The organism is Mesorhizobium sp. B2-3-15, from assembly GCF_006442875.1.
In the GTDB taxonomy this organism is placed as follows: domain Bacteria; phylum Pseudomonadota; class Alphaproteobacteria; order Rhizobiales; family Rhizobiaceae; genus Mesorhizobium; species Mesorhizobium australicum.
In genome coordinates this window covers 137354-162386 of sequence record NZ_VFVO01000004.1, presented here as the reverse complement: position 1 = coordinate 162386, position 25033 = coordinate 137354, and the positions used below count along the sequence as shown (strand labels likewise).

Annotated in this window: 27 protein-coding genes and 1 pseudogene; 9 read left to right on the top strand and 19 right to left on the bottom strand. The window is 60.5% G+C overall.

Annotated features, from left to right (window positions below):
* Positions 1-24: 24 nt before the first annotated feature.
* Complete coding sequence (locus FJ954_RS10295) at positions 25-2421, bottom strand: 1-deoxy-D-xylulose-5-phosphate synthase N-terminal domain-containing protein (protein ID WP_140661268.1); 2397 nt, start codon at positions 2419-2421, stop codon at positions 25-27.
* A 123-nt stretch (positions 2422-2544) separates the two neighbouring features.
* On the opposite strand from FJ954_RS10295, the gene FJ954_RS10290 reads away from it, so the two are divergent.
* Complete coding sequence (locus FJ954_RS10290) at positions 2545-3018, top strand: Lrp/AsnC family transcriptional regulator (RefSeq protein ID WP_140620416.1); 474 nt, start codon at positions 2545-2547, stop codon at positions 3016-3018.
* A gap of 350 nt (positions 3019-3368) precedes the next feature.
* Here FJ954_RS10290 and FJ954_RS10285 read toward each other — a convergent pair whose 3' ends face one another.
* Together FJ954_RS10285 and FJ954_RS10280 are read right to left on the bottom strand one after the other, a co-directional pair.
* Positions 3369-3698, bottom strand: coding sequence for an ArsR family transcriptional regulator (locus FJ954_RS10285; RefSeq protein ID WP_224643194.1), 330 nt, complete (start codon positions 3696-3698; stop codon positions 3369-3371).
* Between the two features lie 239 nt (positions 3699-3937).
* A complete protein-coding gene (locus FJ954_RS10280) occupies positions 3938-4171 on the bottom strand; it encodes a hypothetical protein (RefSeq protein ID WP_140620412.1) in 234 nt (77 codons plus the stop codon).
* A gap of 449 nt (positions 4172-4620) precedes the next feature.
* Between FJ954_RS10280 and FJ954_RS10270 the strand changes: the two are divergent.
* The 3 genes and pseudogenes from FJ954_RS10270 to FJ954_RS10260 form a co-directional block, all read left to right on the top strand.
* Positions 4621-5114, top strand: a pseudogene (locus FJ954_RS10270) (helix-turn-helix domain-containing protein); the annotation flags it as partial.
* 155 nt (positions 5115-5269) lie between these two features.
* Positions 5270-5521, top strand: coding sequence for a helix-turn-helix domain-containing protein (locus FJ954_RS10265; RefSeq protein ID WP_140620410.1), 252 nt, complete (start codon positions 5270-5272; stop codon positions 5519-5521).
* Complete coding sequence (locus FJ954_RS10260) at positions 5521-6834, top strand: type II toxin-antitoxin system HipA family toxin (RefSeq protein WP_140620408.1); 1314 nt, start codon at positions 5521-5523, stop codon at positions 6832-6834. The genes FJ954_RS10265 and FJ954_RS10260 overlap by 1 nt, the downstream gene beginning before the upstream one ends.
* A gap of 33 nt (positions 6835-6867) precedes the next feature.
* Here FJ954_RS10260 and FJ954_RS10255 read toward each other — a convergent pair whose 3' ends face one another.
* Genes FJ954_RS10255 through FJ954_RS10195 form a run of 13 tightly spaced genes read right to left on the bottom strand, consistent with a single transcriptional unit; the run spans position 6868 to position 19560 of the window.
* On the bottom strand, positions 6868-8820 hold the full coding sequence (locus FJ954_RS10255) for a type IV secretory system conjugative DNA transfer family protein (RefSeq protein ID WP_140620406.1): 1953 nt from the start codon (positions 8818-8820) through the stop codon (positions 6868-6870).
* Entirely contained in the window at positions 8817-9842 is a 1026-nt protein-coding gene (virB11, locus tag FJ954_RS10250) for a P-type DNA transfer ATPase VirB11 (RefSeq protein WP_140620405.1), read from the bottom strand. The genes FJ954_RS10255 and virB11 overlap by 4 nt, the downstream gene beginning before the upstream one ends.
* A complete protein-coding gene (gene virB10, locus FJ954_RS10245; RefSeq protein ID WP_140661383.1) occupies positions 9808-11031 on the bottom strand; it encodes a type IV secretion system protein VirB10 in 1224 nt (407 codons plus the stop codon). Before virB10 ends, virB11 begins: the two co-directional genes overlap by 35 nt.
* A complete protein-coding gene (locus tag FJ954_RS10240) occupies positions 11031-11843 on the bottom strand; it encodes a TrbG/VirB9 family P-type conjugative transfer protein (RefSeq protein ID WP_140620530.1) in 813 nt (270 codons plus the stop codon). Before FJ954_RS10240 ends, virB10 begins: the two co-directional genes overlap by 1 nt.
* Positions 11843-12538 carry a type IV secretion system protein gene (locus tag FJ954_RS10235; RefSeq protein ID WP_140620403.1) on the bottom strand — a complete coding sequence of 232 codons (696 nt, stop codon included), beginning with the start codon at positions 12536-12538 and terminating at the stop codon, positions 11843-11845. Before FJ954_RS10235 ends, FJ954_RS10240 begins: the two co-directional genes overlap by 1 nt.
* 45 nt (positions 12539-12583) lie before the next feature.
* A complete protein-coding gene (locus tag FJ954_RS10230; RefSeq protein WP_140661267.1) occupies positions 12584-13585 on the bottom strand; it encodes a type IV secretion system protein in 1002 nt (333 codons plus the stop codon).
* Between the two features lie 7 nt (positions 13586-13592).
* On the bottom strand, positions 13593-13820 hold the full coding sequence (locus FJ954_RS10225) for a hypothetical protein (RefSeq protein WP_140620399.1): 228 nt from the start codon (positions 13818-13820) through the stop codon (positions 13593-13595).
* Entirely contained in the window at positions 13817-14512 is a 696-nt protein-coding gene (locus FJ954_RS10220) for a type IV secretion system protein (RefSeq protein ID WP_140620397.1), read from the bottom strand. The genes FJ954_RS10225 and FJ954_RS10220 overlap by 4 nt, the downstream gene beginning before the upstream one ends.
* On the bottom strand, positions 14509-15585 hold the full coding sequence (locus tag FJ954_RS10215) for a lytic transglycosylase domain-containing protein (RefSeq protein WP_140661266.1): 1077 nt from the start codon (positions 15583-15585) through the stop codon (positions 14509-14511). Before FJ954_RS10215 ends, FJ954_RS10220 begins: the two co-directional genes overlap by 4 nt.
* Positions 15582-17996, bottom strand: coding sequence for a VirB4 family type IV secretion system protein (locus FJ954_RS10210; RefSeq protein ID WP_140620393.1), 2415 nt, complete (start codon positions 17994-17996; stop codon positions 15582-15584). The genes FJ954_RS10215 and FJ954_RS10210 overlap by 4 nt, the downstream gene beginning before the upstream one ends.
* Positions 17997-17998: 2 nt before the next feature.
* Positions 17999-18298 (bottom strand): VirB3 family type IV secretion system protein, encoded by a 300-nt coding sequence (locus FJ954_RS10205; protein ID WP_140620392.1) that lies wholly within the window; start codon positions 18296-18298, stop codon positions 17999-18001.
* 3 nt (positions 18299-18301) lie between these two features.
* On the bottom strand, positions 18302-18640 hold the full coding sequence (locus tag FJ954_RS10200; protein ID WP_140620390.1) for a TrbC/VirB2 family protein: 339 nt from the start codon (positions 18638-18640) through the stop codon (positions 18302-18304).
* 11 nt (positions 18641-18651) lie between these two features.
* On the bottom strand, positions 18652-19560 hold the full coding sequence (locus tag FJ954_RS10195; protein ID WP_140620388.1) for a lytic transglycosylase domain-containing protein: 909 nt from the start codon (positions 19558-19560) through the stop codon (positions 18652-18654).
* A gap of 148 nt (positions 19561-19708) precedes the next feature.
* On the opposite strand from FJ954_RS10195, the gene FJ954_RS10190 reads away from it, so the two are divergent.
* From FJ954_RS10190 to FJ954_RS10180, 3 genes are all read left to right on the top strand, one after another.
* Positions 19709-20323, top strand: coding sequence for a hypothetical protein (locus FJ954_RS10190; RefSeq protein WP_140620386.1), 615 nt, complete (start codon positions 19709-19711; stop codon positions 20321-20323).
* The gene (locus FJ954_RS10185; RefSeq protein WP_140620385.1) at positions 20320-20853 is read left to right on the top strand and encodes a thermonuclease family protein; all 534 of its coding nucleotides are present in this window, start codon (positions 20320-20322) and stop codon (positions 20851-20853) included. The genes FJ954_RS10190 and FJ954_RS10185 overlap by 4 nt, the downstream gene beginning before the upstream one ends.
* A 164-nt stretch (positions 20854-21017) precedes the next feature.
* Entirely contained in the window at positions 21018-21557 is a 540-nt protein-coding gene (locus tag FJ954_RS10180) for a thermonuclease family protein (protein WP_224643157.1), read from the top strand.
* A 121-nt stretch (positions 21558-21678) separates the two neighbouring features.
* Here the strand turns inward: FJ954_RS10180 and FJ954_RS10175 are convergent, their stop codons facing one another.
* Positions 21679-22173, bottom strand: a complete 495-nt coding sequence (locus FJ954_RS10175) for a hypothetical protein (protein WP_140620381.1) — start codon at positions 22171-22173, stop codon at positions 21679-21681.
* Between the two features lie 291 nt (positions 22174-22464).
* On the bottom strand, positions 22465-22689 hold the full coding sequence (locus FJ954_RS10170; RefSeq protein ID WP_224682167.1) for a hypothetical protein: 225 nt from the start codon (positions 22687-22689) through the stop codon (positions 22465-22467).
* Between the two features lie 237 nt (positions 22690-22926).
* Between FJ954_RS10170 and FJ954_RS31930 the strand changes: the two genes are divergently transcribed.
* Together FJ954_RS31930 and FJ954_RS31805 are read left to right on the top strand one after the other, a co-directional pair.
* Positions 22927-23322, top strand: a complete 396-nt coding sequence (locus FJ954_RS31930; protein WP_246677772.1) for a hypothetical protein — start codon at positions 22927-22929, stop codon at positions 23320-23322.
* 529 nt (positions 23323-23851) lie between these two features.
* On the top strand, positions 23852-24118 hold the full coding sequence (locus tag FJ954_RS31805) for a hypothetical protein (RefSeq protein ID WP_140620377.1): 267 nt from the start codon (positions 23852-23854) through the stop codon (positions 24116-24118).
* A gap of 181 nt (positions 24119-24299) precedes the next feature.
* Here FJ954_RS31805 and FJ954_RS10155 read toward each other — a convergent pair whose 3' ends face one another.
* Positions 24300-24770 carry a hypothetical protein gene (locus FJ954_RS10155; RefSeq protein ID WP_140620375.1) on the bottom strand — a complete coding sequence of 157 codons (471 nt, stop codon included), beginning with the start codon at positions 24768-24770 and terminating at the stop codon, positions 24300-24302.
* Between the last annotated feature and the right edge of the window lie 263 nt (positions 24771-25033).

Here is a 25033-nt window from a genome sequence, read left to right as displayed (position 1 = left end):
TTCGCGCCTTGTAGAGCCGAGATGTTAGACGGCCGCTCGTAAGTGTCGGATTGGCCTTCCAGGTGAAAGCGACTGCGCGGCTCGCGCGATGCTTTGCGCGTCAATTCCATGGTGCCGATAAAGGTCCGCGATGGTGCCCGACTGGCCGAAATGCTCCACGCCCAGTGAACGGGTCTTGTGACCCTCGACGGATCCGAGCCAAGCAAGCGTGGCGGGATGGCCGTCAAGCACGGTGATGAGCCCACAATATGAGGGGACGCTGGCAAGCAGGCGCTCAACAGGGCTTTGTGCATGGGCGACGCCGTGCTCCCTGGCGCGCTGCGCGGCCGTCCATCCCGCATTCAGGCGATCTGCAGACGTTACCGCCAAAAGGCCCACATCGCGGCGATCCTCTGCAATCAACCCAATCGCATCAATGGCTTCGGGTGCAACCGCTCCCGTATAGGCGATCACAATCTGGGCATTTGGCCCTGGCTTTCGCATCCAATAGCCTCCATTGAGGATGTCTTCAGCCAACGTCTGATCAATGACGCGTTTGGGTTGTTCAATCGGCCGAGTCGACAGTCTGAGATATACCGAGCCTCCAGTGGCATCCCTGAGCCAGCTCACGGGATCGGGCTGGGTGTCTCCATCGCGCTGGATGTAGTCAAACGAAAATCGCAGAATGGTTGCAAGCTCGTCGACGAAGGCTGGCTCAAAGCTGGCGAGCCCATCCTGAGCCATGCCGATAAGTGGAGTTGCTATCGATTGATGGGCGCCGCCTTCAGGCGCCAAACTGATCCCGGAAGGGGTGGCAACGACAATGAAGCGCGCATCTTGGTAGCAGGCGTAGTTCAGCGCATCGAGCCCACGTTCGATGAACGGGTCATAAAGGGTCCCTATCGGCAAAAGCCGCTCGCCAAATGTCGAATGGGAAAGCCCCAGAGCCGAGAGGTTTATAAACAAGTTCATCTCGGCGATGCCGAGTTCGATATGCTGGCCTTTGGGCGAGAATTGCCAGTTGAAGGTCGACGGGATCCGCTCCTTCTTGAATAGATCCGCCTTCTCTTCCCGGGCAAAGAGCCCCCGACGATTGACCCATGCGCCGAGATTGGTTGAGACGGTGACGTCCGGCGACGTCGTGACGATCCGTCTCGCCAGATCAGTCTCCGTCTTGGCGACCTCGTGGATGAGAATTCCGAAGCCGTGCTGTGTGGAGACAGGAGATTGCACCTCTATGGCAAACGCCTCAGGGACAGCGATTTTCGGTGCCCGGTGGCGGCCACGGCGCCGGGCATTGAATGGAGCTTCCTTGAGGAAAGCAGCCAGCTCAGCGGCAGGCAGCTGAAGACCTTCAAACAATTCCCATTCGCAGCCCGGCCGAATCCGAAGACGAGCGCGCAGGTCTTCGGTCTGCGCGGTGGTCATCAAACCTGCATGATTGTCCTTGTGGCCCGCCAGCGGCAGGCCGAATCCCTTGATCGTGTAGGCGAGAAAGCAGATCGGCCGGTCATGCTTGCGGGCCTCTTCGAAGGTCCTCAACAACAGGGGCAGATCATGACCGCCAAGGTTTGTCATTAAGCACGCAAGGTCTTCGTCCGAACGCTTTTCAATCAACCGGGAGATTTGACCCTGGTCACCGATCTCATCGAGCAGGCGTCTGCGCCACGCTGCCCCACCTTGATAAGCCAGAGCCGAATAGAGCTGGTTGGGACAATTGTCGATCCAGGCGCGTAAAGCCTCGCCCCCAGGCTCCTCGAAGGCTTGCTCGAGCAGGGAGCCGTATTTGAGGATTACCACCTCCCAGCCGAAATCGCGAAACAGAGAGACGAAGCGCTCCCACAAGCCCTCCCTTACGACCGCGTCCAAGCTTTGGCGATTATAATCAACGATCCACCACGTGTTGCGCAGACCGTGTTTCCAACCCTCGAGAAGAGCCTCAAAAATGTTACCCTCATCCATCTCGGCGTCGCCAATAAGCGCGACCATGCGGCCTTCCGGACGGTCCTTGGCCATGCCTTTTGCTCGAAGGTAATCCTGCACCAATGAGGAAAACAGGGTTTGCGCGACGCCCAGTCCGACAGACCCGGTCGAGAAGTCGACATCGTCCGTATCCTTCGTCCGTGATGGATAGGACTGCGCACCTCCATAAGCGCGGAAGGATTCCAGTTTCGACCGTGTCTGGTTGCCGAAGAGATACTGGATGGCGTGAAAGACCGGACTTGCATGCGGTTTCACCGCGACCCTGTCTTCTGGATGCAAGACCGCGAAGTATAGCGCAGTCATGAGCGTGGTGAGCGATGCTGACGAGGCCTGATGCCCTCCAACTTTGAGCCCGTCGTCATTCGGCCGAAGGTTGTTGGCGTTGTGGACCATCCATGTGGAAAGCCACAGTACCTTGCTTTCGAGTTCCTTGAGGCACGCGAGTTGAGGATCGTTCATTTTATAACTCCACCGAGAGGAGGGAGGATAGGAAAATCCAGCGGGCGATTGCGGCTAAAAGCGCGATAAGCTAGAGCCGCTTCGGCCGGACTCAGCTAATTTTTATGCAGGAAACAAAAACCTATGCCAAAAGATGTGATTGACGATATCGATCGCAGGTTGCTGGCTGCACTTCAGTCGGATGCTCACGCGACAACGGAAGATCTCAGCGAGATCGCCGGGCTCTCTCCATCGCCTTGCGCGCGCCGAGTGCGGATGCTCGAAAAATCAGGCGTGATCAGAGCCTACGTGGCAATCGTTGATCAGGTGAAGGTTGGATTGCCCGTTAGCGCCTTTGCTTCCGTCAAGCTTGAGCGACAACGGGAGGAAGAGCTCGATGGTTTTTCGAGCGCGGTCCGTCGTTGGCCGGAAGTCGTCGAATGTTATTTGATGACCGGAAAAATGGATTTCTTGCTGCGTGTCGTCGTCAAGGATCTAGAGGCATATGAAACCTTCCTGAAGCAGAAACTCACCAGGCTCGACGGCGTGGCCTCGATCGAATCCAGCTTTGCGTTGGGCCAGGTGAAGCATGCTCACGGGTTGCCGATCGGCGTCTGACAGCCGGCCTGTAAATCTCGCGGGCGACCAGGGCACGGTAAGCCTATGGTGCCAGATAGCGAACGAATCCTATCGGGCTACGATATTGACGACGTTGATGCCGGCGCCGTTTCGTATTTGCGCTATTGCTAATATTAGTTCATGATCCTTCTGCCGGGGGGGATCGCCGGCATGGCCCGGTTGGGGACCTTCAAGCCCAAATCAACCCCTCGGTAGCCGGGCCGCTCATCATCAATTGGTTGACGAAGGCCGCCGCACAGGCCCGGTGGTATTCCAACGGATGAACTCGGTTCCTTCCCTGTCGATTCCCGCATAGACTTAACAGTCCCTCATGGGGGGTCCGCAAGGGCTCAATCTGGAATTCCCAAGTCTGCGTTTTGCTTCGAAGGGCCACTTCCATAAGCGTGGTCCAGCAGGGCAAGCAGTTTGCGGGCCGAGTCATTGCAACAGGAATAGTGAACTATGTTGTCACGGTCGCGGCGGACGCGGACCAGGCCGAGTGCGCGTAACTTGGCCATGTGCTGTGACAGTGCCGACGAGCTAAGCCCCAGTTGCTCTCGAAGCGCCTCAGCCGGCAATTCGCGGTCGAGCACGAGGTGCATGATCAACAGGCGTCGAGCATTGGCCATCGCCGTCACAAATCTTGCAGCCTCTTTAGCTTTAGTCCCAATTTGTTTCACGCGCCCCCCTGCCGAGCGAAGTTCGGCGACCGATATGCCCATCGTCACGTCGGCGGGCGCCCGTCTTTGAGCCCTGTAGCCACGCCATAGGGGTCCGTCGGGGAGCGCGCGGCGGCCTTCCTGAACGCTGTTTCATCGCGGTACGCGTAAGGGCTGGACGCCTTGCCCATGAAATGCTGGTCGATGTTCCCCTACCCACTGGCGTGCCATTGGGGCGAAGGGGACAAGGAAGTCTAGGTTCACGATCGTTCTACATTGGCTTGCATTGGCAGATTGCGCACGCGATCTTCCAGATCGCGCTGCTTTTCTTCGTTCGAGGCCAGCCGGTTGAAGGCATGTTCGGCAAGCATGGACCCGACGGATATGATCAGGAGCGGCGCGGTCCACGTCCAGCAGGAATGCAAGGCGAAACACGCCAAGCCGGCGACAGCGGCCGAAACCGCAAAGATCGCGAACCGGATCATCTGGGCCATCGTTACTCCCTGTCCAATTAGCATGATCGAGGATTAATGCAGCAAGGGGCTGCATTAGCAATGATTAAAGCAAGCTGGAAGGCCGCAGGAGCGTCATCTCAGTCGCCGAGCTGACACAAAAGCTTTTCACTGACGCCAAAAAGGTCGGCATCAGCAGCACTGAGATCGAGGAAGATACTGGCAGCCCTCACTTGGCAGTCGGGCACGACTTACAGGCGGCGGCCAGCTCAACTCTCTATATGGTTGAATCTAAACGACAATATTCCGTTCCATAATGTATGTTATGCCGCAAAATGGTTCTAGCAGCTATTTAGTAATGCGACAGTTGCCCCAGTTAGAGATGCGACACTTCCCGCGTCCGAGGCTGGTCAACATGAAGCTGGAAAGGAAGGCTAGCGACTTCACAGAGTCTGGCGTGAGGGCGGGCTTATTGCGGGAGCCGTCATGCTTTGGTCACCTTGTCGCAAAAAGAGCTGCATCGTCCCGAAGCCATCCAGAAGATCCGCGACCGACGGCTGAGCGTCGTACATGCAGCGGAGCTCCTTCACCTCAGCCGCAGTCAGGTTCACCGGCTGTTGCAGGCCTATGACCAGGACGGCGCCGGCGGGCTGGCGTCCAAGAAGCGCGGTCGGCCGAGCAATCGACGCCATGATGAGGATTTCCGCAACACCACATTGGATCTGGTAAGCGATCGCTACCGGGACTTCGGCCCGACGCTCGCCCGAGAGAAGCTGCTTGAATGGCACCAGATTGCCGTCAGCACCGAGACACTACGCAAATGGATGACGGAGCCGGAATCTGGACTTCACGCCGTGAGCGGAAGCGCCAACTGCATCAGCCGCGCGGTCGGCGTGACTGTCTGGGCGAGCTCGTGCAGATCGATGGCTCTCACCATTGGTGGTTCGAGAGCCGCGGCCCCAAATGCGCCTTGCTCGTCTATATCGCGACGCGATCAGCCGAGGCATTAAGGGGGTTCCCGTGGGAGCATCTGTTATGCGCTTCCTTGGATAATTGCGTATATCCGACTTAGCAGATAAGTTCAGGATATTCGATCTAACACATATTTACAAAATATAGAAGCTGACGCATAATTCGAGCATGGTCCTCGCCCGTACCCCTGAGCAAATCGGAAATGCTATCCGCCGCGCTCGCAAGCAGAAAGGCCTCAGCCAAGCCGCGCTTGGCGATCGTGCCGGTATGCGGCAGCCCTCCGTTTCCATTATTGAGAGCGGGAACCCAGCCGCCCGACTTGACAGCGTGCTGGCTTTGCTGGCAGCCCTCGACCTGGAGTTCCAAGTCGCGCCGCGCTCCAAGCGGTCCTCCTCTGAAATAGAAGACCTGCTCAGCTGATGGGTCGGCGGCCCCTTCACGTGCCGTTGCGGGTCTATCTGAACAACCGCCTTGTCGGCCAGCTCAGCAAAGAGTCCAGCGGCGCCGTTCGCTTCCGCTACGAGGATCACTGGCTTGCGCGGCGGGGCGCGTTTCCGGTCTCCCTCTCCCTGCCTTTGCGCGAAGATGCCTACCGGGGTGAACCCGTCAACGCCGTTTTCGAGAATCTGCTGCCTGACTCGGACGCGCTGCGCCGCCGTGTGGCCGAGAAAGTCGGCGCGCGGGGTATAGACGCCTACAGCCTGCTGGCGCGGATTGGCCGCGACTGCGTGGGCGCACTGCAATTCATTGCCGGAGACGATGACTTACCAGATATCGAAGCTATCAGCGGCGAAGCCGTCGATGACGGTGAGATTGAGAAACTCCTCAAGAACCTGGCACAGGCTCCGCTCGGCTTGAGCCGCGATGATGACTTCCGCATCTCTGTCGCCGGCGCTCAGGAGAAGACGGCCCTGCTCCGGCATGACGGACGGTGGCTCAAACCGCACGGCACCACCCCCACCACACACATCTTCAAGACGCAGATCGGCACGCTGCCTAACGGCATCGACCTCACCAACAGCGTCGAGAACGAGTTTTACTGCCTGGCGCTGGCCGAAGCGTTTGGCCTGCCCGTCAACACGGCGCGCATTGCCACCTTCGGCAAGACCAAGGCGCTGGCCATCGAACGCTTCGATCGACGCTGGACCGAGAGCGGACGCCTCATCCGCCTTCCACAGGAAGACTGCTGCCAAGCCCTCTCTGTGCCGCCGACCCTCAAGTACCAACACGAGGGCGGGCCAGGCATGGCGGCAATCCTCAATCTCCTCAAAGGCAGTGATACGCCGGCAGAAGACCAGAAGACCTTCCTCGCCGCCCAGATGTTGTTCTGGATCCTAGGCGCGACTGACGGCCACGCAAAGAATTTCAGCGTGTTTCTGGCGCCCGGTGGCGGCTACCAACTGACCCCGCTCTACGACATCCTAACCGCTCAGCCGAGCCTCGACTTGAACCAGATCACGCGCAAGCAGATGAAGCTGGCAATGGCAGTGGGAACGAACCGTAACTACCGGATAGACCAAATTCACCCGCGGCATTTCCTTCAGACCGCCGCCGCGGTCAAACTGCCGGACAGCGTGGTGAATGGGGCCATGGCGCATATCGCAGAACGTGGCGAACGCGCCTTCACCCGGGTAACTGAACTCCTTCCTCGTGACTTTCCCGAAGCGATCCACGCCAGCGTCAGTGCCGCCGCCCTACCGCGGCTGAGGGCGTTTGAAGAGGCGGTGTCCTGAGTAGGACAAGAACCACCCCGGATGGATAACAAGTTAGCTCGTGCCGAAAGTTGACGGGCCCTGACTGCATGCATCGTCTTCCTGCCCGGTCGGATCGTCAGGCACGATCTCATCAAAAATCGCGGACCAATTCCGCTTTGCCTTGCCGCTGGATCTCTCGGATACCGTGGTGGTCAGTTGTTTCAGTTTTCGAGCTGCAGCAACAAAGCGCGCCTCTATCGCAGCTCCGGAGGGAGGCGTAGGCGGATGAGCTGTGCCGAATGCTGCAATGCGGCGATCTTCGGACGCGCCCGACTGGGAATAGGCGTCTGTGAGCGCGGGTATCGCAGCCCGCGGCAGCAGCTCCGTCGCTGGTACATCGGGGGTATTGGATCGCGAGAACCGCTCCATTGCCTTGAATGGAGAAGTCGCAAAAAAGCGCAACTTGTCTGCCAAAACAGGCGCCTGCCCTTCTACGAGGATGACCATCTTGTCGGCGGGCATTTGCCTGACCTCCTGAGGCATCATCAGATCGCGTTCGCGCACCTGTTCGACTTTGGTGCGGCGATGCAGCCCCATCAGTTCGATCGTTCTCGACTCCGTCCTGTAACGCACTGTCTTCTTGCCCAGTCCCCTTGAAACGCTCTCGGCCGTGACCTGGTCGTTTGCGCCAAGCACTAGCTGATATCCGCAATTGCCCATAAGCGAATGGCGGGCGGTTTCGCCGTAGATCTCATCCAAGTTTTTGAGGTCTTGGATGATGAAGGCCATTTTTATGTTGTAGCCGGCCACATAGGGCAGTTTGCTGGTGATCTCGGAGACTTTTCTCAGCTGCCGAAACTCGTCCAGCAGGAAGTAGATGGGCAGCGAATTCTGGTCCTGGGTGAGCAGCAGCGTGTCCAGCGACTGTTGGACAAAAAGCGATAGCAGCGGTTTCAGCATCGCCACGTCGGTGATGTTGGGCGCCAGGTATATCGAGATCGGTCGATGCTTCAGCGCACGAAGATCCATGTCGGTGACTTCGGTGGCTGCGACCACGCGCTCGTTGCGAAAGGGACGCAGGGCCTTCTGCACGTCGAGCAGCGCGGACGCAGCGGCGCGCTCCGACAGCGCGATATAGGCGTTGAAGCTTTCGAGCGTAAAGCGCGACAGGTTCGGCTCCTTTTCTTTGATGAGGCTCATCAGGGCCTGCAGATCGACGCCGCTGTTGAAGAATGAAATCACCTCGCCAAGATTGCGGCGGCCGCGATAGGAGTCGCTCTCGTTCACGTAGCTGATAGCCCCAGCCAGCACCAGCTGCGCGGTGGCCTGCCAGATCGCGTTCTCGGAATCGGCACTCTCGGGGACGAGAATGCTTGCTATGTTCAGAATGTCCGTTGTGCGATCGCCCCGGTCGGGCCTGATGAAGTCGAGCGGATTGTAACGATGTGTTCTTTCGCTGCCCGGCGCGAACAGGAAGACCTGGTTTCCGGTTGCCTTGCGATACCCGGCCGTTGAGCGGAAGATTTCGCCTTTCAGGTCGGTAACGATCATCGACCCTTGATGAGTGAGTGCGTTCGGGATGACGTAGGAGGTCCCCTTGCCCGAGCGCGTCGGACCGATGACCAGGTGATGGCGCTCGTCTTGGACGCGAAGGACATGGCGCCCGTAACGCCCCAGAATGTGTCCGTGGCGCCGGAACCATCTGCCATGCCGCAGCGAGGTCGTATTTTGGAAACGAGCATTGCCAAGCGGTTCGGAAGCACGCTTCAAACCGAGAGAGGCGATCGCACCGGCGATGAGGACCGACACGGCGGCTGCCCCCAGACTGGTCCGCTGCAACACGGCGTTGTGAGGGTAACGGGCAAGCTGCTGGAGCGCTGCGAACGGATTGGTTGTCGCGGTGACCTGCAAGATGCGGCCGTCGCCATACAACAACTGTAGCACCACCCCGTAGGCGAGCAGCCAGACGACAAAACCAATCGCGAGGCAGAAAACGAGATAGGCGATGCGGAACGTGCCGGTCATGATCGATCCATTCTTGAGAAATAGATCTCCGACACGCCACGACGTCCGCCCTCGCGCCTCAGCTGGACAACGATCGGAATGACGCTGCGAATGTAGGAAATAAGGTCGGCTTTCGAGTAAGCTGCCGACAGACCCGATTGCATCACCATCATGGCGAGCTGCTCATAGGCGCCGCGAGGCGTGTCGGCGTGGACTGTCGACATCGAGCCTGGATGGCCCGTGTTGACCGCACGCAGGAACGAGAACGCCTCACCTCCTCTCACTTCGCCCACGAACAGCCGGTCCGGGCGCATGCGCAACGAGGCCTCGAGCAGGTTCTGGATCGTCACACTCGCCGTGCCTTGGTCGCCTTTGGATGAAAGCAGGTGCACGGTGTTGCGCTGGGGAGGAAACAGCTCGCGAGTATCTTCCAGCGTGATCAGGCGTTCGCCCTCGTGGACGGCCTTGAGGCAGGCGTTCATGAATGTGGTCTTGCCGCTTGAGGTGCCACCACTGATTAGCATGGAGACGCGGCTGAAAATGGCGCTACGGACAAAGCCATAGGCGTCGTCCCTCCGCAAAAGCTCCGTCAAGCCGCGATCGGCATCGTTCATGCCGCTGATGCCAACGGATACCTTATTGAAGGCGCCAGCGTCGCGATAATCCTCAAGCGTGAACTCGCCAACGACTTGCTTTCGGATCGAAACCGCGCCCCCCTCGGGCGCTGCCGGCGGCAGCACGAATTGTATGCGCTCCCCAGTTGGAAGGGCTGCGCTGAGGATCGGGTTTGCGGGACCAATGAACTGATTGGTGGCGGCCGCGACCCGTTCGCCCATATGGACGATTTCGGAGGCTGTCAGCTTTGGAATGTGATGGTATTCCATGTGACCGGCACCAAGGCGCTCGACATAGACATGGCCAGGTTTGTTGATCGAGATCTCGACAATCTGTGGATCTGTCAGCAGCGGCCTGAGCGGTTCGAGAGACCGGTGAAGGAAATAGTGCCGGTCATTGTTGCCAGGCTCGATCGAAACCGCGCTCATGACGAATTTCCTCCAATGCCTCTGAAACCGGATCGTCGTAGACAGCGGAAAAGTCGAGGTCCTGGCGCACGAAGACGAAGATCCGCTCGCCTTGCGGCACGCTGATCGTCGGCGGGATTTTCAGGCTCTCGCCAAGCGCCTGGTTGGCCATGTCCGAGAACGTCTGAGCAATCGTCGAGCGTGCGTTATCCTCAGCGCGCCTTGCCTCGTCGCTGCCTGTCGCGGTCTGGCTGCCGTAGCCGGTCAGGTAACTGGCGCCGCCGCCGACGATCGAAAGCAGGATGGCCGCGCCGAAGCGCTCCCGAAACTTGGTGTCGACCCGGCCGGTAAGCCCGGAGCGGCCAAGACTGTCGGCGCCGATCGAGTTCAAGCGGACGCTGACACCGTCATCGCGAAGCAATCGTGTCCAGATCACGAAGATGCGCTTCTGGCCGCGGGTGATTTCGGACTGGTATTCACCTATCAGCCGCGTGCCTGTCGGGATCAGTACACGACGGCCGTCGAATGAATAGACGTCCTCGGCGACGATGGCGCGGATCTGACCGGGAAGGTCGCTGACAACCGCGGTCTCGAGAATGCCGGGAAGGAGCGTGCCTTCCGCAATCAGTGCATCGACCCGGGCGATCTTCCTGGCCCGTGCCGAGCGATCGCCGATGTTGGCCGCTGCAGCGAGAAACTTGCTGTTACGGTCTTCGCCGGCAACGGCGCGCGGTTGCGCATCGCCGGCCGAGGCGCCTTGCTCGTCGCTGGTCGCCCCCTTTTCGTCGAAGACGATCATCTTGGAACGAAAGCGTTTGGGAAACTCATCGCCTGGGGCTGCCGGGGCGTCGGGAGCGGATAGAGGCGCTGCGGGCGGTGGCACATCGAAAGGCGTGACATTGGGACTCGGCACTGGCGGCGGTGGTGGCGGTGGCGGCAATTCGATCACTTCGGGCGCGGTGGGCTTCGCCGGCTGTTCTCGCTCACGCATGAACGAAGGCGGCCGAAAACTGGTGGTCGAGAACTCCTCGTCACCGGCTGGCACGTGGCCTTGCAACGGTTGACGCCCAGCCAAGGTAAAATAGCCCGCCACAAGCCCCAACAGGATCAGGACGGCACCACCGGCAAGCTGCTTGCGACGTACGGACCCGTCCGCAACAGCGGGGTCGTCATTGCCGGCCAAAGCCTCCAGTTCGGGACTTCGCTGGATCAATTTCCGCTCCTCCTGCGGACCGTTGCCATGTCGTCTCGCACTGGCGCCAGCGCGTCGGCATCGGGCGCGCCGAAATCGGGCTTTCGAAGATTGAAGATGCACAGCCACTGATTGCCGTCGCGCAACGTGTATTGGGCGGCGACACCGTCGACGACGATGTACTCGCCTTCCTTGCGGAAGTTCCTCAGCATCTCCGAGAAATCGGAATTGACGGCGAAGATCGCCGCGGCACGCCGGCCGAAACGGAAGAAAGTCTTTGTGCCGTCATCGAACACTAACGCCGGCTTCAGACCCGCATCGCCGGAAAATGAATAGTCGATGTTGACATTGGCCTTGTCGATCGCGGCGATGTTGGGCCAGGCCGCGCGCTGCTCAGCTTCGCTCCTCAGCGCCGCGTCGCGGTCCTTCTCCGGATAAGCGAAACGAATGCCGAACACCTGTCGGCCTCCTGCGGGAGCACTATCCTTCAGCTCCAGAAAGTAAATGCGCCTGCTGGTCACGACGTTCATGTTCGTCGTCACGTTCCTGGCGATCGGCTTGACGAAAAGGATGTTGCCCTGCTCAGCAGGAACGACCTGCCAACTTTCGCTGTCGCCGAGCGATATGGTCTGAAATTTCTCCTCCTCGTCGAAGACGATCATCGTCGATACGCCATAGCTTGCATGCACTTGGACGACGTTGTTCTCCTGATAGGTGACGCTGGTGATGCGCGCGTCCAGGCGACCGGCCTTCGGCGTCTGCGCGCCGAAGGCCACAGCGGTGAACTCGAAGAGGATCAGATAAGCGACCACGACCAGACCGCGTGCCATCATTCGGAACCGCCCGGTGTCACCGTTTCCTGGTCGCGGCGGTAGCTGTAGACCTGGAAGCCGAGCGGATTTTCGAAGCGCCATTCGTTCTTGAGCGGGCTCTCGGTGTAGCGGAATCTCACCACCGAGATCCAATGCCTGTGAATGGCTTCCGTCTCGCTCTTTTCTGTGGTCGAGAAGCGCACGATCGCCGTACTGGCGTTTGGGAAGGTGACGGACTTGATATCGACAAGCACCCGCTTCAGCCGGCCATAGATCTTCGCCGGATTTTGCGCGTTGGCGGCGCTGAACTGCATCTGCAGGTCGCGGGCCGCCTCGTCGGTCGACAAAAGCGCCGCGATCCCGAAATATTCGTCGATGGCAAAAGGATCATATCCCTCGCGGTTGCGGATGTAGCGAACGACATTGGCCTGGGTGACAGCCTCCTGACCGGTGAGATCAGAGGTCCTCGTCAATCCCGACTTGACCTCGATATAGCCGGTGTTCCTGTCGACCTCGACCACATAGGGCTCGAAGCTCTTCAGCGGCACCATCAGCACCAGCGCCAACAGGGCAAGGGCCGCGATCGAGGCAAATAGCAGCGTGAAAAACCAGGCGATGCGGCTGGAGCGCATGGCGCGCTTGAAGATCTCGTGCTCCCAGACGTCACCGTCCTGGAAGTAGGATCTCAGCTTTTCGTCGAGGGGTTCTGCCATTGGACGTTGCGGAGCGTTGGAGGACAATTCTGTTGCGTTTTGGTGTTACCGCGTCTGTGCATTGGCGGTGATGGCGCGCTGCATGGCCTCGCGCGACGGCGTTTGAGGGCTGCGCAATCGGGCCTGCACACGATTGATAGCGGCCTGCATCTGTGTGGCCGAGCCGGCAACAGCGGCGCGCCCCGAAAGGACGCCGCGGCCGGTAAGGGCTCGCGAACGCTGACCAACCGGCATCGCGAGCCCGCCGACAATGCCTTGCGCCAGCGACTGGATCTGCAAGAGAACGAAACTGCCGGCCAGGCACAACATCACGAAGGCTGCAAGGTCGCTGAGCTTCAGCTCGCGATTGCCCGAGATCTGGTTGATCTTGGTCAGTTCCGGCGCCATCGCCGCGATCAGGAAGGCGGCGATCACGTAGACGAACAACGGGATCAGTGCGTAGAGCAGCGACTGGTTCAACCATCCCATCGCGTAGTTGCGCGTCACATCAAAGAACATGCAGGCGATGAAGATCGGCGCGGTGCCAAGCAGAACCCACAGGATCACCTTGGCCAGGACCAGGATGCCCAGCGCCACGGAGACGAACAGCCCGGCAAAGGCCATGATGATCATGCCGATCAAGGCCGGCAGCACGGAGAAATAGCCGGCCTGCTCGGCAAATGTGGACGCTGCCAGATTGGCGGTCTGCCAGATCTCCGAGAGGCCGTTGCTGGGTTCCGTCACCCCTGTGCCCGATGCGGCCAGTATTGCCCGCCCCGCCGCCTCCGGGACTTTTGTGATCCAGGCATAGACGAGAGCCTGGAAGTGCGACCAGGTGCTGACCAGAACGAGGATCACCATGACGCGGGCGACGCGGCCCACGATCTCGGCAGCGCTGAGCCTCGACGTTCCCAGCACCAATTGCACTCCGTAGAAGAGCACGACCAGCATGAACAGCAGCCGAAGCAGTGGCTCGATGTCCCTGCTCAGAACCTCGAACGCACGCTCGGAGAAATTCTCGCCCGAAGCATCGATGCGCTGCAGCAGTTCGCCGATGAAATTATCCACGTCAGCCCTATTCCGTTCGAGAGGGAAAATCGCCGCCGATCATTGCCCATGCCGCCGCTCTGTCGGGGTTGACCGGCCGCATCGGCCCGCACTCAAGGTGGGTGGCTTGTGCCGCGTAGCTCATCACGGCGGCCGGCCGTTTGCAGGGCGCGGATTTTTCCTTGGGCGTGGCGCACCCGGCAAGCAGCAGCGCCACGACGCTAAGCGCGATCGGTTCGTGCCGGCCTCGTGTCATTCGTAGGTCAGCGCCTTCTTGGTGTTTGAAATATCAGTCAACCTGCGCTGGTTCTCCGCCTGCAGCGCCTGGACGGCACCGTTCATGACGCCGATCATCTCGTTCAGGGTCAGTCCGGTCTGCACCTGCAATTGTGTGTTCTGGTCAATCGAGCCTTTGATGTCCTGAGCCTGGCCGATCCCCTGCCCGGCTCGCTCAAGCGCGGCACGCCGCGTTGCGACAGCCTGTCGCGAGCCAGTGATCAGAGCCGACACGCCGAGCACCGTCTTGACCATCTCCTCGTACGATTTGTCGCTCGCCAGAGAACTTTGCTGTTTGCCAGAAAGCGATTTCACCAGTTGCATGCCGTTGATGAAGGTCGTCGCGGCCTTGGCGATCTCCGGACCCATGGAGCCAAAATCCGGAACGCCATTTTGAAGCACGCTGTCGAAGGAAGGCACCGAGGAGACGCTGAAACCATTGCCGATCGCCAAGTCCTTGAGCGAGCCGACGTCGCTGCCGCGGTTGCCGGTAACTGCCTGCAGGGTCTTTTCGACGGTGGTCAGAATATCCCTGTTGGTGTCCAGGATTCTCGCGGCCTTGTCGGCGGTGTCCTTGGCGACGGCATAGTTCGTCCTGTCGATCACCGGAATGTCGGCTTTGGCCGAGGTGACCATCACGGTCGCGGCGACCAGCACAAGAGCACGTTTCATTGGAGACCTCCTTGTTGCGGGTTGAAGAACAGCTCGACCTCTTGCTCGAGCTCGTGGACGCAGGCTTGCGCTTGCCGGCTCCAGACCAGACCGACGCGCGCATCGCAAAATCCGCCTGTCGGCGGCTGGTCGTCGGGCTTCGGACGGCCACCCGAACGGCTGGCGCCTGAAAGGTCGCTCAGCGTCACCGCGTTGCTCGAGTTGACCAGGTCTGCGAAACTGGCGCCCAGTTGGATCAGCCGGTTGAGCATTTCGACATTGGCGTTGCGGGCGCCTGAATTCTTGTCCCAGCTGTCTTGAACCGTGCCGGTGGCAGCCGAGCCGAATTGCTCAAACCAGGACGCCACATCGTTTGAGCCGTCGCCGACCGCACTGGTCAGTCCCATGGCGTCCACCGTTGCGGTACGCATGCCCTGGAAGGCGGCACCCGTTCCGCCATAGTTCAATGGAATGCCCGACTTGTCCGAGCCGCCAAAGGCCGGCAGCCACTTTTGCGTTATCGCCGCGACATAGCCCTGCGTTTCTCTGAAGGGCGGGATGCCGCCGTACTTTTCGACGCTGCCGGCACCTGCATTGTATGCGGCCAGTGCAAGCGAGGCGTTTCCGTTGAAGCGTTCGAGCTGCTGCTTAAAGTAACGCGCGCCGCCACGCAGATTCTGCTCGACGCTGTTTGCGTCAACGCCAAGCTCCGCCGCCGTTCCCGGCATCAGCTGCGCCAGCCCGATGGCGCCAGCGCTCGATCTTGCACAGGGGTTAAACCTGCTCTCCTGGTAGACCAGGGCCAGAAACTGGTTCTCGTCGACGCCCTCCTCGCGGGCCACCCGCCGGACGAGGCCGGCGATGGTTGGGTTGACGTTGGCGGCGGCAACCGGATCGTCCTTGCGGCCCGGCCGATACATCGCGCATGTGATGCTTTGATCGACGCTGTAGCGATCGCGATCGGCCTTCTCGATTGCCGTGACATTGCCGTTGCGGTCCTTTCGCCTTTCGAGCACCGAGCCGTCGATGGTCACCACATCGGCTGCCGAGGGCGAGGCAAGAAGCAGCAAAAGCAGGGGGAGACGCCGGATCATGTCGATTGCCTCCAACCGCAGAATTCCGCCAGCCAGAGTGCCGGATCATCACCCAGTCGCGCCCGCAGGGCTGCGCATGCCTCGATCGTTTCCTTGCGGCCCGACAGCACTTTGAGGATGTCAGGCATGGTCGAGAGATCAAGTCGGGCAATGACGGAATCGTTGCCGTGCTTGATCAGGAACGTCCGCCGCTCCGGTGGCGTGTTCCTGACAAAGGCGAACTCCTTGGCCGTCAGCCCGAAGCGGCCGACATAGCTCTCCTCATCGGCGCGCGGATTTGGAAAGTGCAGGTTGGTGGAGGACTGCTCGATGAGGGTGTGCGATTGTGGTGCCTTGGCGATGTCGGCCGCCGACTGCGTGCCGAACCCGACGATCCCGTTCAGCTTGCGGATCGTCTTCATCTTGTCGACGATATAGCCGGAGAAGGTCTTGTCCTGCAGAAGCTTCCAGCCCTCGTCCATGAAGATCAGGACCGGATTGCCGGTGAGCAGCTCATCGAGGCGGTGGTAAAGGTACATCAGTGCAGGCGTGCGCACCTCGGCATTGTCCAACACATGCGTCATATCGAAACCGAAGATGCGGCTGCCGGAGAAGGACAGGACATCGCGCGGCGCATTGAACAACCAGGCCCTCTCCCCCTCGAACCATGGCCTGAGGCGTGATTGGAGGTCGTTGGCGTCGGAGCGCGATCGCCCCATCAGCAGAGCCGAGAGGTTGGCGAAGGTGCGCTGCTGCGCCGGCACCTGGCAAATGCGCGCGATCGCGCCTTCCAGCGTATGCTCTTCCTCCTGCGAGAAGCCGCGGCCGTCGGCGGGTTGCAGCATCGCCTTGACCAGCCGCAGCAGGAATTCGCGGTTGGCCGGCGTATTGTCCATCTGCAGCGGATTGAAGCCGGTGGCGACGCCGGGCTCCAGCACTTCATAGGTTCCACCGACGGCGCGAATGAAGATCTCGGCGCCGCGATCCTTGTCGAAGAAGACCGCACGCGGCTCTGGCGAGATGCGAAGCGCCTGCGCGAGCAGGAAGCTCAGCACCACGGTCTTGCCGGATCCGGTCGGCCCGGTGACCAGGAAGTGGCCGATGTCGCGCTGGTGGAAGTTGAACCAGTAGGGTGTCTGCGAGGTTGTCTCAAGCAGCGCGACCGGCAAGCCCCAGTGATTTCCCGTGGCCGTGCCGGTGGCGAAATTGTGCATCGACGAAAAGCCGGCGAAATTCGCGCTCGACAGCATGGAAGAACGGGCGATGTAGCTGTGGTTGCCTGGCAGCTGCGCCCAGAATGAGGCCTCCATATTGAGGTCTTCGCGCAGCCAGTTGATGTTCATGTCGGTGAGGCAGGCGCCGAGTTCCGAGACGGATTTGTCGACGCCGGCAAGGTCGTGCGCCAGACACAGGAGGCTGAAATGATGATAGCCGAACACGGCCTCCTGGTTGACGAGGCTGTTGAAGGCAGAATCGATGTCGGTCTCGACCGTGCTGCCGGCTTCGTCGGACGCCTGGATCTGCCGCTGCAATCTTGCGATCCGTTCTTGCGCGATCGGCTTGTCGGCGATGGTGAAAGATTGCGTCAGGATGAATTCGTGATTGAGCTGCAGCAGCCCGTCCAGCATGCCCGGTCCTGAAAAAGGCGGGTATTCCTTGATCGAGAGCATGGCGCCGAAGCGGTGGTCAGCCGTCGTCGGACCCTGCGCCTGTAGCGTCCTTTTGGAAAAGTGCAGCCGCGAGGTGCCGATATAGTTGCGGATCGCCATGCGCGGCAGCCGCATGGGGGCAGACGTCCCGCAGGTCAGAAGCGTGTTGAAGAACCCGCACGGCTCCGAATAGGGCTGGCCGTCGCGGTAGACGATGCCAAGCGGCCGGGCTCCATATTTCTGCAGGTCGCGTGCGACAGTGGAGACAATTTCCTCCAACTCGTTGATGCGCTCGAGCACCTGCTGTTTCTGGCTGTCCCTGTCACGCGTCCGGCTGAACACGGCAGAAAGGCTATCGGCTACGCCCAGCGCACCACGCATGCGGGAGCGAACGATGGTGAGGTACAGCTCGTTTGTGAACATGCGGCGCTGCTTGAGCTCGGCCATGTAGCGTGTGTTGAGGAGAGCGCAGAACGGATCCGAGAAAGAACCGCCGATCTCTGGAATGACTTGCCTGCGAATGACGGTCGACCACAGCGAAAACCTGCTCGAGCCTAGGGCCCGGATCATGGTGTTCTGCACGCTGGCCCGCATGTTGAGTTCGGCCTGGTCCTCGGTCTGGAAGAACAAGCCATCGAGCTTGATGACGCTGAGCAGCGCCCCGCTTTCTAGACCGATCACCGTGTTGGCGAGGTGGCGCATGTAGGGCACGTGCATGGCCATTGGTCTGTCGCGGCGCCGTTGGCGTCCGAAGCCCAGTTCTTCGGCGACAATGTTGAGCATGATCAGGGCCCGTAGGAATTGGTTTGCCAAAAGGTCCTGTTTGGCGTGCGCGGTGTGCGGCGCCCCGCGGTCTGGACCAGATCGAGGATGCGCACGTCACGGCTGCAGAGCGCGAACAGGGCGAGATAGGTGACAGGCGCGATTGCGGCTGCCCAGAAACTGCTGGTCACCAGGAACGCGATGAGCGTGATGCCGAGGATGAGGTAGAAGGCGCTGAGCGGGACTCCCCACATCATCGGCGGCCGGGTGAGCCCGATGACCAGCGGTGTCAGTTGCGGCCTGTCGTCAGAATGATCGCTCATGGCTCAGTTGCCGACAGCCGATATCATCTGGTCGACGATCGCCGGCGCGCCGAACACCAGCCCGATGCCGATCACCACGGCGCCCGCGGTGAACCAGGAGAGGCGTCCGGCGAAGGCCAGAAAGCCAAGCCCGATGACGGCGATGATGGCGAGCAGCCGTCCGAATGGGCCGGTTATGAAATCGACGATCATTTGCACCGCGGTTTCGAGCGGTGCAAATGCGCCGGAGGTCTGCGCCAACGCCGGCTCGGCAATGGCGCACAGCGATACGCCAAGGACCAGGGCGGTGCCTGCAATTCGAAATGCCCGTGTCCGTCGAGCGTTCGAGAGGGCTCGCTTCATGTCTTCCTCCGTCAAAATTGCAGGACGCCGCCGACCCACTGCCGCGGCTTGCCTTTAGAGTTCGCTCCGATGAGAGGAGGCGCCTTGCCGGTGTCGGCAGGATCAGCTGCTATGCCGCTGCCGGCCTGCCGCCTGAGCGGCGGCAGCTTCAGCTGCCGATTGATGACGTCGGCGACGAACCGGACCGTCTCCGGGAAGGGTGGCACGCCGTCATATTGAAGGATTCTCGCCTCGCCGGCGTTGTAGGCGGCGGCAACGATCAGCGGGTTGCGATAGGTGGCAAACAGATCCCGCAGCAGCCGCACGCCGCCGTCGATGTTTTCGGCCGGATCACAGATGTCGCTGACGCCGAAATGGGCTGCCGTCGACGGCATCAATTGCATCGGGCCACGCGCCCCTTTTGGAGAGTTCCGGCTGTGGTCGAGGCGGCTTTCAGACATCGCGACTGCAAGTGCGAAATCGCGATCGACGCCATACCTGGATGCAGCCTGCGCCACGAGCCGTGCGATCTCTTCCGAATTGAGGGGTGATGGCCCGCATTCAGCGTCGCCGGGAAGTCCGTTGTTAGCCGACGCGAAGTCAAATTGACTATGATCGATGGAGCGCGATGCGCTCGCCGTCTGCCCCGGCGGCGCCACATCCACGTCATTGCGCGTGGGGGCTTGGGTTTGACGAAGTCTGCCTTGGCCATCGAGCACATACTCTCCTGCCCTCTCCGCCCAGCGGCTATGGAAAACGCTGTCGATTATGCCGGCCTCTCCCGCGCTGACCGCCGAGACCGTTGAATTGCGCGGCGGCTGGCGCAGGTCGCGGTTTTCCGCCGCGCTGCTTGCGGAGTATGCCGACGGCCAACTCAGGAGGGCCGAACTCAGCAGCAGGAGCAGCCGCCGGTTTGCCAATATGAACAATGGAGAAACCATCGCAAGTTTCCACGCCGGTGGGTCGAAGTTTCGATAAATCGGTAGCTGACGGAAAAAAGAATGTCAAATCGATATTGTTTTTTGTTGCGCAAAGGATCCGTAATTGGCAAGCTGGATCGAAACGAGATGCTATTTGGGAGTGTCAAATATGAGAGCCAGCGTCGGCGGCAGCTTCGTCCTTTGCCTGGCGTCATTGGTGCCGGCCATCGCGGCCGAACCCGTCGATCAGGCCTACATCAGGTCACTCGCCGCGCCGGGAAAGACGGTCCTGGTCGTCGAATACTACGATGGCCAGGGAAGCATTGCCGAGCGCAAGGGCTTCGCTTCGACGAGCGGCTTCAAGGCCGTCTCGCCGATCGACTTCCGCGTCGATTCAAAAACCGTACTCCGCCTCTATGGCATCGAGCCCTGCGAGGGCGATCTGGTCAACCGCCGCGAGGATTTCTCCGGCACCTGCGCCGACTATGCCAGGAAGGGACTGGAGACGCTGTTGCAATCGCCAAAGGTGATCTTCTGCCGGGCCTTCGTCAGCGAGGCGAATGCGCCGCTTCAGGATGCGACCTGCTACGGCTACTACAATTACCCCGGCAGCCTCGACACGGTGGACATGTTCGAGGAGCAGCTGGTTTCGGTTGGTAGCCACCGGGTGGCAAGGAACCCTGACGGCACTGCGGTGCGCAAGGATCTCGCAGAAGCAGAAAAGATCGGTCGCGGCGGTTATGGCATGTGGGCCGATCCCAGGATGAAGGCGCAAGCGCAATGAGGACCGTTCGTATTCTCCTGGCCGGTGCGCTCGCCGCAGGCCCGGCAGGCGCCGCGCCGCCCGGATATTTCGACCTGCGACCGGGCGTGACGCTCGAGACTGGCGATAGTTGGGTCGAAGCCGGCACCAAGTATCGTCTATACGGCACCCAGGCGTGCCTTCGCGGAACTTTCTACACCGATGCCGCCGGCCGCCGTGCCGATTGTGGCGAGGCTTCGCTCGCGGTGTTCGGCGCCCTGATCGCCGACACCAGGCCTGAATGCGCCCCTGTGCTGAGGGTCGGCGACACCGTGCATGTTGCCTGTTTCGTCATGATCGAGGGCGATCGGCTTGATCTCGGCAATCTCATGATCACAAGCGGCTTTGCCTTCGCGGCCCTGCGTGCCGACGGATTGCCCTACCACGCCGGCTACGCCGTCGCCGAGCAGGCGGCGCGCGCCAGACACGCCGGGCTGTGGCAGTTCAAGGACGTCCAGCATCCGGCGATCCTGCTTGGTCAGGCTGCCGGCGCAAAAGCGTCGCGGCCATGACCGCGAGGCATTTGCTTTGGGCGCTGACCGCGCTGGCTTGCTCTTGCCTCCCCTCTCCTTCGCCCGGCGCCGATATCGCCAGAGCGGCTGGGAGCGGGCAAAGTGGTGAGCCTGCTTCCCTGACCGCTGGGCGATCTTCAAAGGCGATTGCGGGACGGGCCAGCGTGATCGACGGCCGCACCTTGTGGTTTCCTCGATCGGCTCAAAAAGTTCGCCTTGCCGGCATCGACAGTTGCGAATTGCCGCAATGGGCCTTCGATGCCAAGCGGCGCGGCGAAAGTGCTGTTCTGAAGCCGGTTCCGTGCGGGGCCTTGGCAAAAGCCTGGCTGAAGCGGATGGTCGGCGACAGACAAGTTGTCTGTCTCCTAGGCGAGTTCCCTGATCGCGACGGTGCCCTCAAAGGCAGGTGTGTCGCCGACGGGCACGACCTTGCCGTGGAGATGCTGCGCGTCGGCTGGGCGCGGGTGGAGACCGGCTCCCCGGTCCACTCGCACTATTTGAAATGGCAACGCTACGCCATGTCGGCGCGCTATGGAATGTGGTCTACATACGTCCTCGACATGGACGAGTGGCGCGCCAAGGCCATCGACAGTAGTTTGGCGCGAAGGCCAGTTGCAGATTCCAATCTAATCGCCGAGCGCAAATATGAGATCACGCCGCCTTTTGTGGACGCCAGAAGGCGCGCTTCCAGCTCGGTTCGGTAGCGCCGAGCCCTCGCAAGTTCGCAACAGCCAAAGTCGCCGCTCTAGATGTGACGCCCACCCACCGGGCACAGTCGAACGGCCACTGACGCGATGAGTACGGCCTCTGGATCACATCAGAGAGTCACGGGTCTTTTCTCCGCAGTAAATCAGCAATGCCCGACTGGAATTCCATGACACTGGCTTTGACTTCGTCGACCTCCGCAGGTCGCAAATGCGTCTTCCGCGCCAGGATTGCAGCAATCAGATAAAGAATTTTCTGCTCGGCCTCGCAGCTTTCAACAGGCTTGCGCTGGACCAGTCGGCGCCACGCAGATCGTTCAAGAGGCCGGCTTACGACCAGAGCCAGCCAGGCGGCAGCCGACAGCAGGCTGAAACGGCTGGCGCACCGTTTCCGGGAGAACCTCTCAACGGCGGCCACGAGGCGCCGGTGGCGTGCGATGCAACGTGCCATCCCGATGGCAGGATTCCCGATTTTGGCGCGGCCGACGTCCGAAGCGGTTGGCGAAACCCGCTCAACGCCCCTGAACGGGTCGCGCTGGGTGGCCGTGTTCCCACTGTGCTCTTGTCCCGTCATTCTTCCCGTCGACCTGAACAGATTGGCACCAGAAGCGATCATCGTGGCCGACATTCCTGTGAAATGAATTTCCTCGCATGCCGGCTTTGGATCTGCTCCGGCCGAAATCGGATGAAAGACATTCTTCCTCCGGGCTCGGCGTCGGTGAAGGATAGCGCAGTCACTCCCGGCGCTGTACTAAAGTTAGATGAAATGGCGTTAAGCGCCGGAAACATGTTGTTCGTGCATTAAGTATTCAGGCCTGTCCGCCACCTGTCTCGCCTCCAGTGAGGCGGCTCGGGGACGTTGCACATCGACTGTGTCGGAACGGGGACATTCGTTCTCAAACAGAGTTCAAGACTGGAGTCTGTTGCCCAGTTTTGAGAAGACCGTGCACCAGAAGCGATAGTCCTCCTCGCGCCCGTCGAAGTTCGCAGTCAGCGCGCACCATGCCGCGGCGGTCGCCGCGTCCGGGCCGTAGAGTTCGACCGCAGCCTCTACCGTCGCTGCTGGATCCGCCAATTCCCAGAGCGTCAATTCGCTGTAGCTGGCGGCGAAATCAGAGTGGATTTTTGGCATGCCAAAGGCCTCCCGCGGATCGGTCCGGCAGGGGCAGCGGTGCGCTGCGGGCCGGACGTTGGGGAACCCACCTGGAGTGAGCCACGATCCCGAGCGGTTACGCTCAGACACTCGCCGTGTCGTCCCTGGCCTTCTACAGCTTCACACGGTGATCGCGGAAACTGGCGCAGATGCAATTGTTGCAGAGCCTTCCTATAAAGACAACCGGTCTGCGCGCGCTGACTTGTGACTGCCCTATTGGCGACCAGCGACAAGACTGGGCTTTGCCTGGCGATGCGATTGCGAGGCGTGGAAAAGGCCTTAGCCGATCGCACAATTCGCGAGGCGCTCGACAGCTTGCGCCATCTGAGATTCGAAGCGCTCTCTCATCCCAAGAGCCTGGTTAGCTTTCCGCGTGGACTGAAGCGCCTCGTCACGCGCTTGCTCATCGCTGAGCAGCCGATCGATTGCCGCGGCGAATTCAAAAGCATCGGATGTCGGCTTCGGCGCAGGGGCTGGAAATCCGGAGGAAGCCCACGAAAGCCAAGTGGCGACGCGACGATCGGACGCCCGGCGGCGAGAGCTTCCAGCGCCTTGATTGCGATCCCCACGCCGGCAATGATCGGCATGGCGACAAGACGCGCCGATGCATAATGAGGCGCCAGGTTCTTAACGACGCCAAGTTATTGAACCTGGTCGTGCAGGAGGCCCCTCCCGCTGCGCCATCGTATGCTCGACGGCCGCAAGGCCAGGGGCTGAACCGGGTTGCCAACAAGGCGCCGCAAAGAACTGCAAAGGGCCGACAAGCACGGCTGAGGCGATTTAGGATCAGGCCTGAGGACATCACATTCCCGCTGAGGTCCCTTGTGATCGGACTTAAGTCTGAATCGACAGACGAAAAGGTCCCACTCTCGAAAGCGCCTGGAACCAGCCTCGCTTGGGAATGTTGTCGCTACGAAGGCGGGAGATTCCAACTGAACAGCAGTATTGACTGAGGCGGCGGTTGCTCGCCCCCGTCTCTATCACCGCATTCAGCGTCAAGTGTGGGCACGATCTCGTTGATAACGAGGGGGATGTAGTTAATTATTTACGCAAGGAAACGACATGAACAGATTGATTTGGATCATCGGAGCGGTAGTCGTGGTCATCGCAATCCTGAGCTTTCTTGGTCTGCGATAACGCGATGATCGTCCAGCAGGCCACCTCCCCGGCAGAGAACGACATTCCGAAGCTCAAAGCTGGACAGCCAGCGAGGCGGAGGGCTGTCGAGTCCTCCGAAGGCGGTCGGCCCGGCCTTCCTATTCCATCCGAAGAAAAGCGTTTTCGGGTCATGCTCCTGTCCCGGGAAACCGGCATCGACACCGAGCAAGCGCGGGTCCTTGTCGATAGAATCGAAATGGATGGAGCCGCGCTATTCGATGCTGCTTGGCAAACCAAGCGATTGGACTAGAGGTTGAAGCTGAAGAGCAGCCCCAACCTCCCACATGGGTCTCGTGTGCCGCCAATGGCCGTCCGGTGAAGGCTCCCTCGGAAGGCAAGCCTTATGGGCCTTGCTGGCTCCGGGTGGCCGCCACCAAGCGTCATCGGCCGTCACCGTGCGCTTCACGCCGGATAGCGACGAGAATGACTAATCATTGCTTGGTCAACACGCCGGTATAGGTCTTACCGGCAAGCGCGAATGTTTCGGCCAGGGTTCCATCGGGCAGCATCTGAAAACTGACGTCCGCGCCATTCGGAAGACGGCCAAGCCTCAACGCATTCCCTACGATCTTTCCTGTGCCGGCAGCCTCACCTGGATTGTTATCGTCCAGGACGCCCCATGCGTAGTTGACGGTCACCTTCCCGTTTGAGGAAACGGACTGAACATCGAGCCTTCCTTCAGATGTGCTCTCCAACATGCCAACCCAACTGCCCGAAAAGGCGGCATACTTTGCCGGCACGTCCTTTCCAGGAGGAGTGATTGTCGGCGATTGAACCATCGTTGCCGCAGGCAGAACAGCCGGACTCGATGCTGGTTCAACAGCGACGGATTGCCGAACTTCTTGAGGTGATTGGCATGCGGCCAAGGCAAGTGCCGCGAAGACCAGCATAAGATTCCGCATCTCGTTCTCCCCGTATTGCTGGTGAAGGAGGGCAATGAAACACCTGTCCGCTTCAACCCAATCTTGCGTGCCTCGGCCCTGACCTCAAGCTCAATGAGAGCCATCGCCCATAGCAGACTATCTGGAAGCTCGCCGATGGGCCGAAGTTCCATGTCTCACTCATGCCGAACCGATGCAACACCGCCGAGCTTATTGGTCTCTGTGTTGCCCTTAGCTAAGCAGATCTCGGCCGAGCCGTGGTGCAAGCCACAACATCGCAGGCA

Bases quoted from the DNA above. Each gene is read 5' to 3' on its own strand.
- FJ954_RS10295 (WP_140661268.1), bottom strand. From the start codon at position 2,421: ATGAACGATCCTCAACTCGCGTGCCTCAAGGAACTCGAAAGCAAGGTA.
- FJ954_RS10290 (WP_140620416.1), top strand. From the start codon at position 2,545: ATGCCAAAAGATGTGATTGACGATATCGATCGCAGGTTGCTGGCTGCA.
- FJ954_RS10280 (WP_140620412.1), bottom strand. From the start codon at position 4,171: ATGGCCCAGATGATCCGGTTCGCGATCTTTGCGGTTTCGGCCGCTGTC.
- FJ954_RS10265 (WP_140620410.1), top strand. From the start codon at position 5,270: ATGGTCCTCGCCCGTACCCCTGAGCAAATCGGAAATGCTATCCGCCGC.
- FJ954_RS10260 (WP_140620408.1), top strand. From the start codon at position 5,521: ATGGGTCGGCGGCCCCTTCACGTGCCGTTGCGGGTCTATCTGAACAAC.
- FJ954_RS10255 (WP_140620406.1), bottom strand. From the start codon at position 8,820: ATGACCGGCACGTTCCGCATCGCCTATCTCGTTTTCTGCCTCGCGATT.
- virB11 (WP_140620405.1), bottom strand. From the start codon at position 9,842: ATGAGCGCGGTTTCGATCGAGCCTGGCAACAATGACCGGCACTATTTC.
- FJ954_RS10240 (WP_140620530.1), bottom strand. From the start codon at position 11,843: ATGGCACGCGGTCTGGTCGTGGTCGCTTATCTGATCCTCTTCGAGTTC.
- FJ954_RS10235 (WP_140620403.1), bottom strand. From the start codon at position 12,538: ATGGCAGAACCCCTCGACGAAAAGCTGAGATCCTACTTCCAGGACGGT.
- FJ954_RS10225 (WP_140620399.1), bottom strand. From the start codon at position 13,820: ATGACACGAGGCCGGCACGAACCGATCGCGCTTAGCGTCGTGGCGCTG.
- FJ954_RS10220 (WP_140620397.1), bottom strand. From the start codon at position 14,512: ATGAAACGTGCTCTTGTGCTGGTCGCCGCGACCGTGATGGTCACCTCG.
- FJ954_RS10215 (WP_140661266.1), bottom strand. From the start codon at position 15,585: ATGATCCGGCGTCTCCCCCTGCTTTTGCTGCTTCTTGCCTCGCCCTCG.
- FJ954_RS10210 (WP_140620393.1), bottom strand. From the start codon at position 17,996: ATGCTCAACATTGTCGCCGAAGAACTGGGCTTCGGACGCCAACGGCGC.
- FJ954_RS10205 (WP_140620392.1), bottom strand. From the start codon at position 18,298: ATGAGCGATCATTCTGACGACAGGCCGCAACTGACACCGCTGGTCATC.
- FJ954_RS10200 (WP_140620390.1), bottom strand. From the start codon at position 18,640: ATGAAGCGAGCCCTCTCGAACGCTCGACGGACACGGGCATTTCGAATT.
- FJ954_RS10195 (WP_140620388.1), bottom strand. From the start codon at position 19,560: ATGGTTTCTCCATTGTTCATATTGGCAAACCGGCGGCTGCTCCTGCTG.
- FJ954_RS10190 (WP_140620386.1), top strand. From the start codon at position 19,709: ATGAGAGCCAGCGTCGGCGGCAGCTTCGTCCTTTGCCTGGCGTCATTG.
- FJ954_RS10185 (WP_140620385.1), top strand. From the start codon at position 20,320: ATGAGGACCGTTCGTATTCTCCTGGCCGGTGCGCTCGCCGCAGGCCCG.
- FJ954_RS10175 (WP_140620381.1), bottom strand. From the start codon at position 22,173: ATGATCGCTTCTGGTGCCAATCTGTTCAGGTCGACGGGAAGAATGACG.
- FJ954_RS10170 (WP_224682167.1), bottom strand. From the start codon at position 22,689: ATGCCAAAAATCCACTCTGATTTCGCCGCCAGCTACAGCGAATTGACG.
- FJ954_RS31805 (WP_140620377.1), top strand. From the start codon at position 23,852: ATGATCGTCCAGCAGGCCACCTCCCCGGCAGAGAACGACATTCCGAAG.
- FJ954_RS10155 (WP_140620375.1), bottom strand. From the start codon at position 24,770: ATGCGGAATCTTATGCTGGTCTTCGCGGCACTTGCCTTGGCCGCATGC.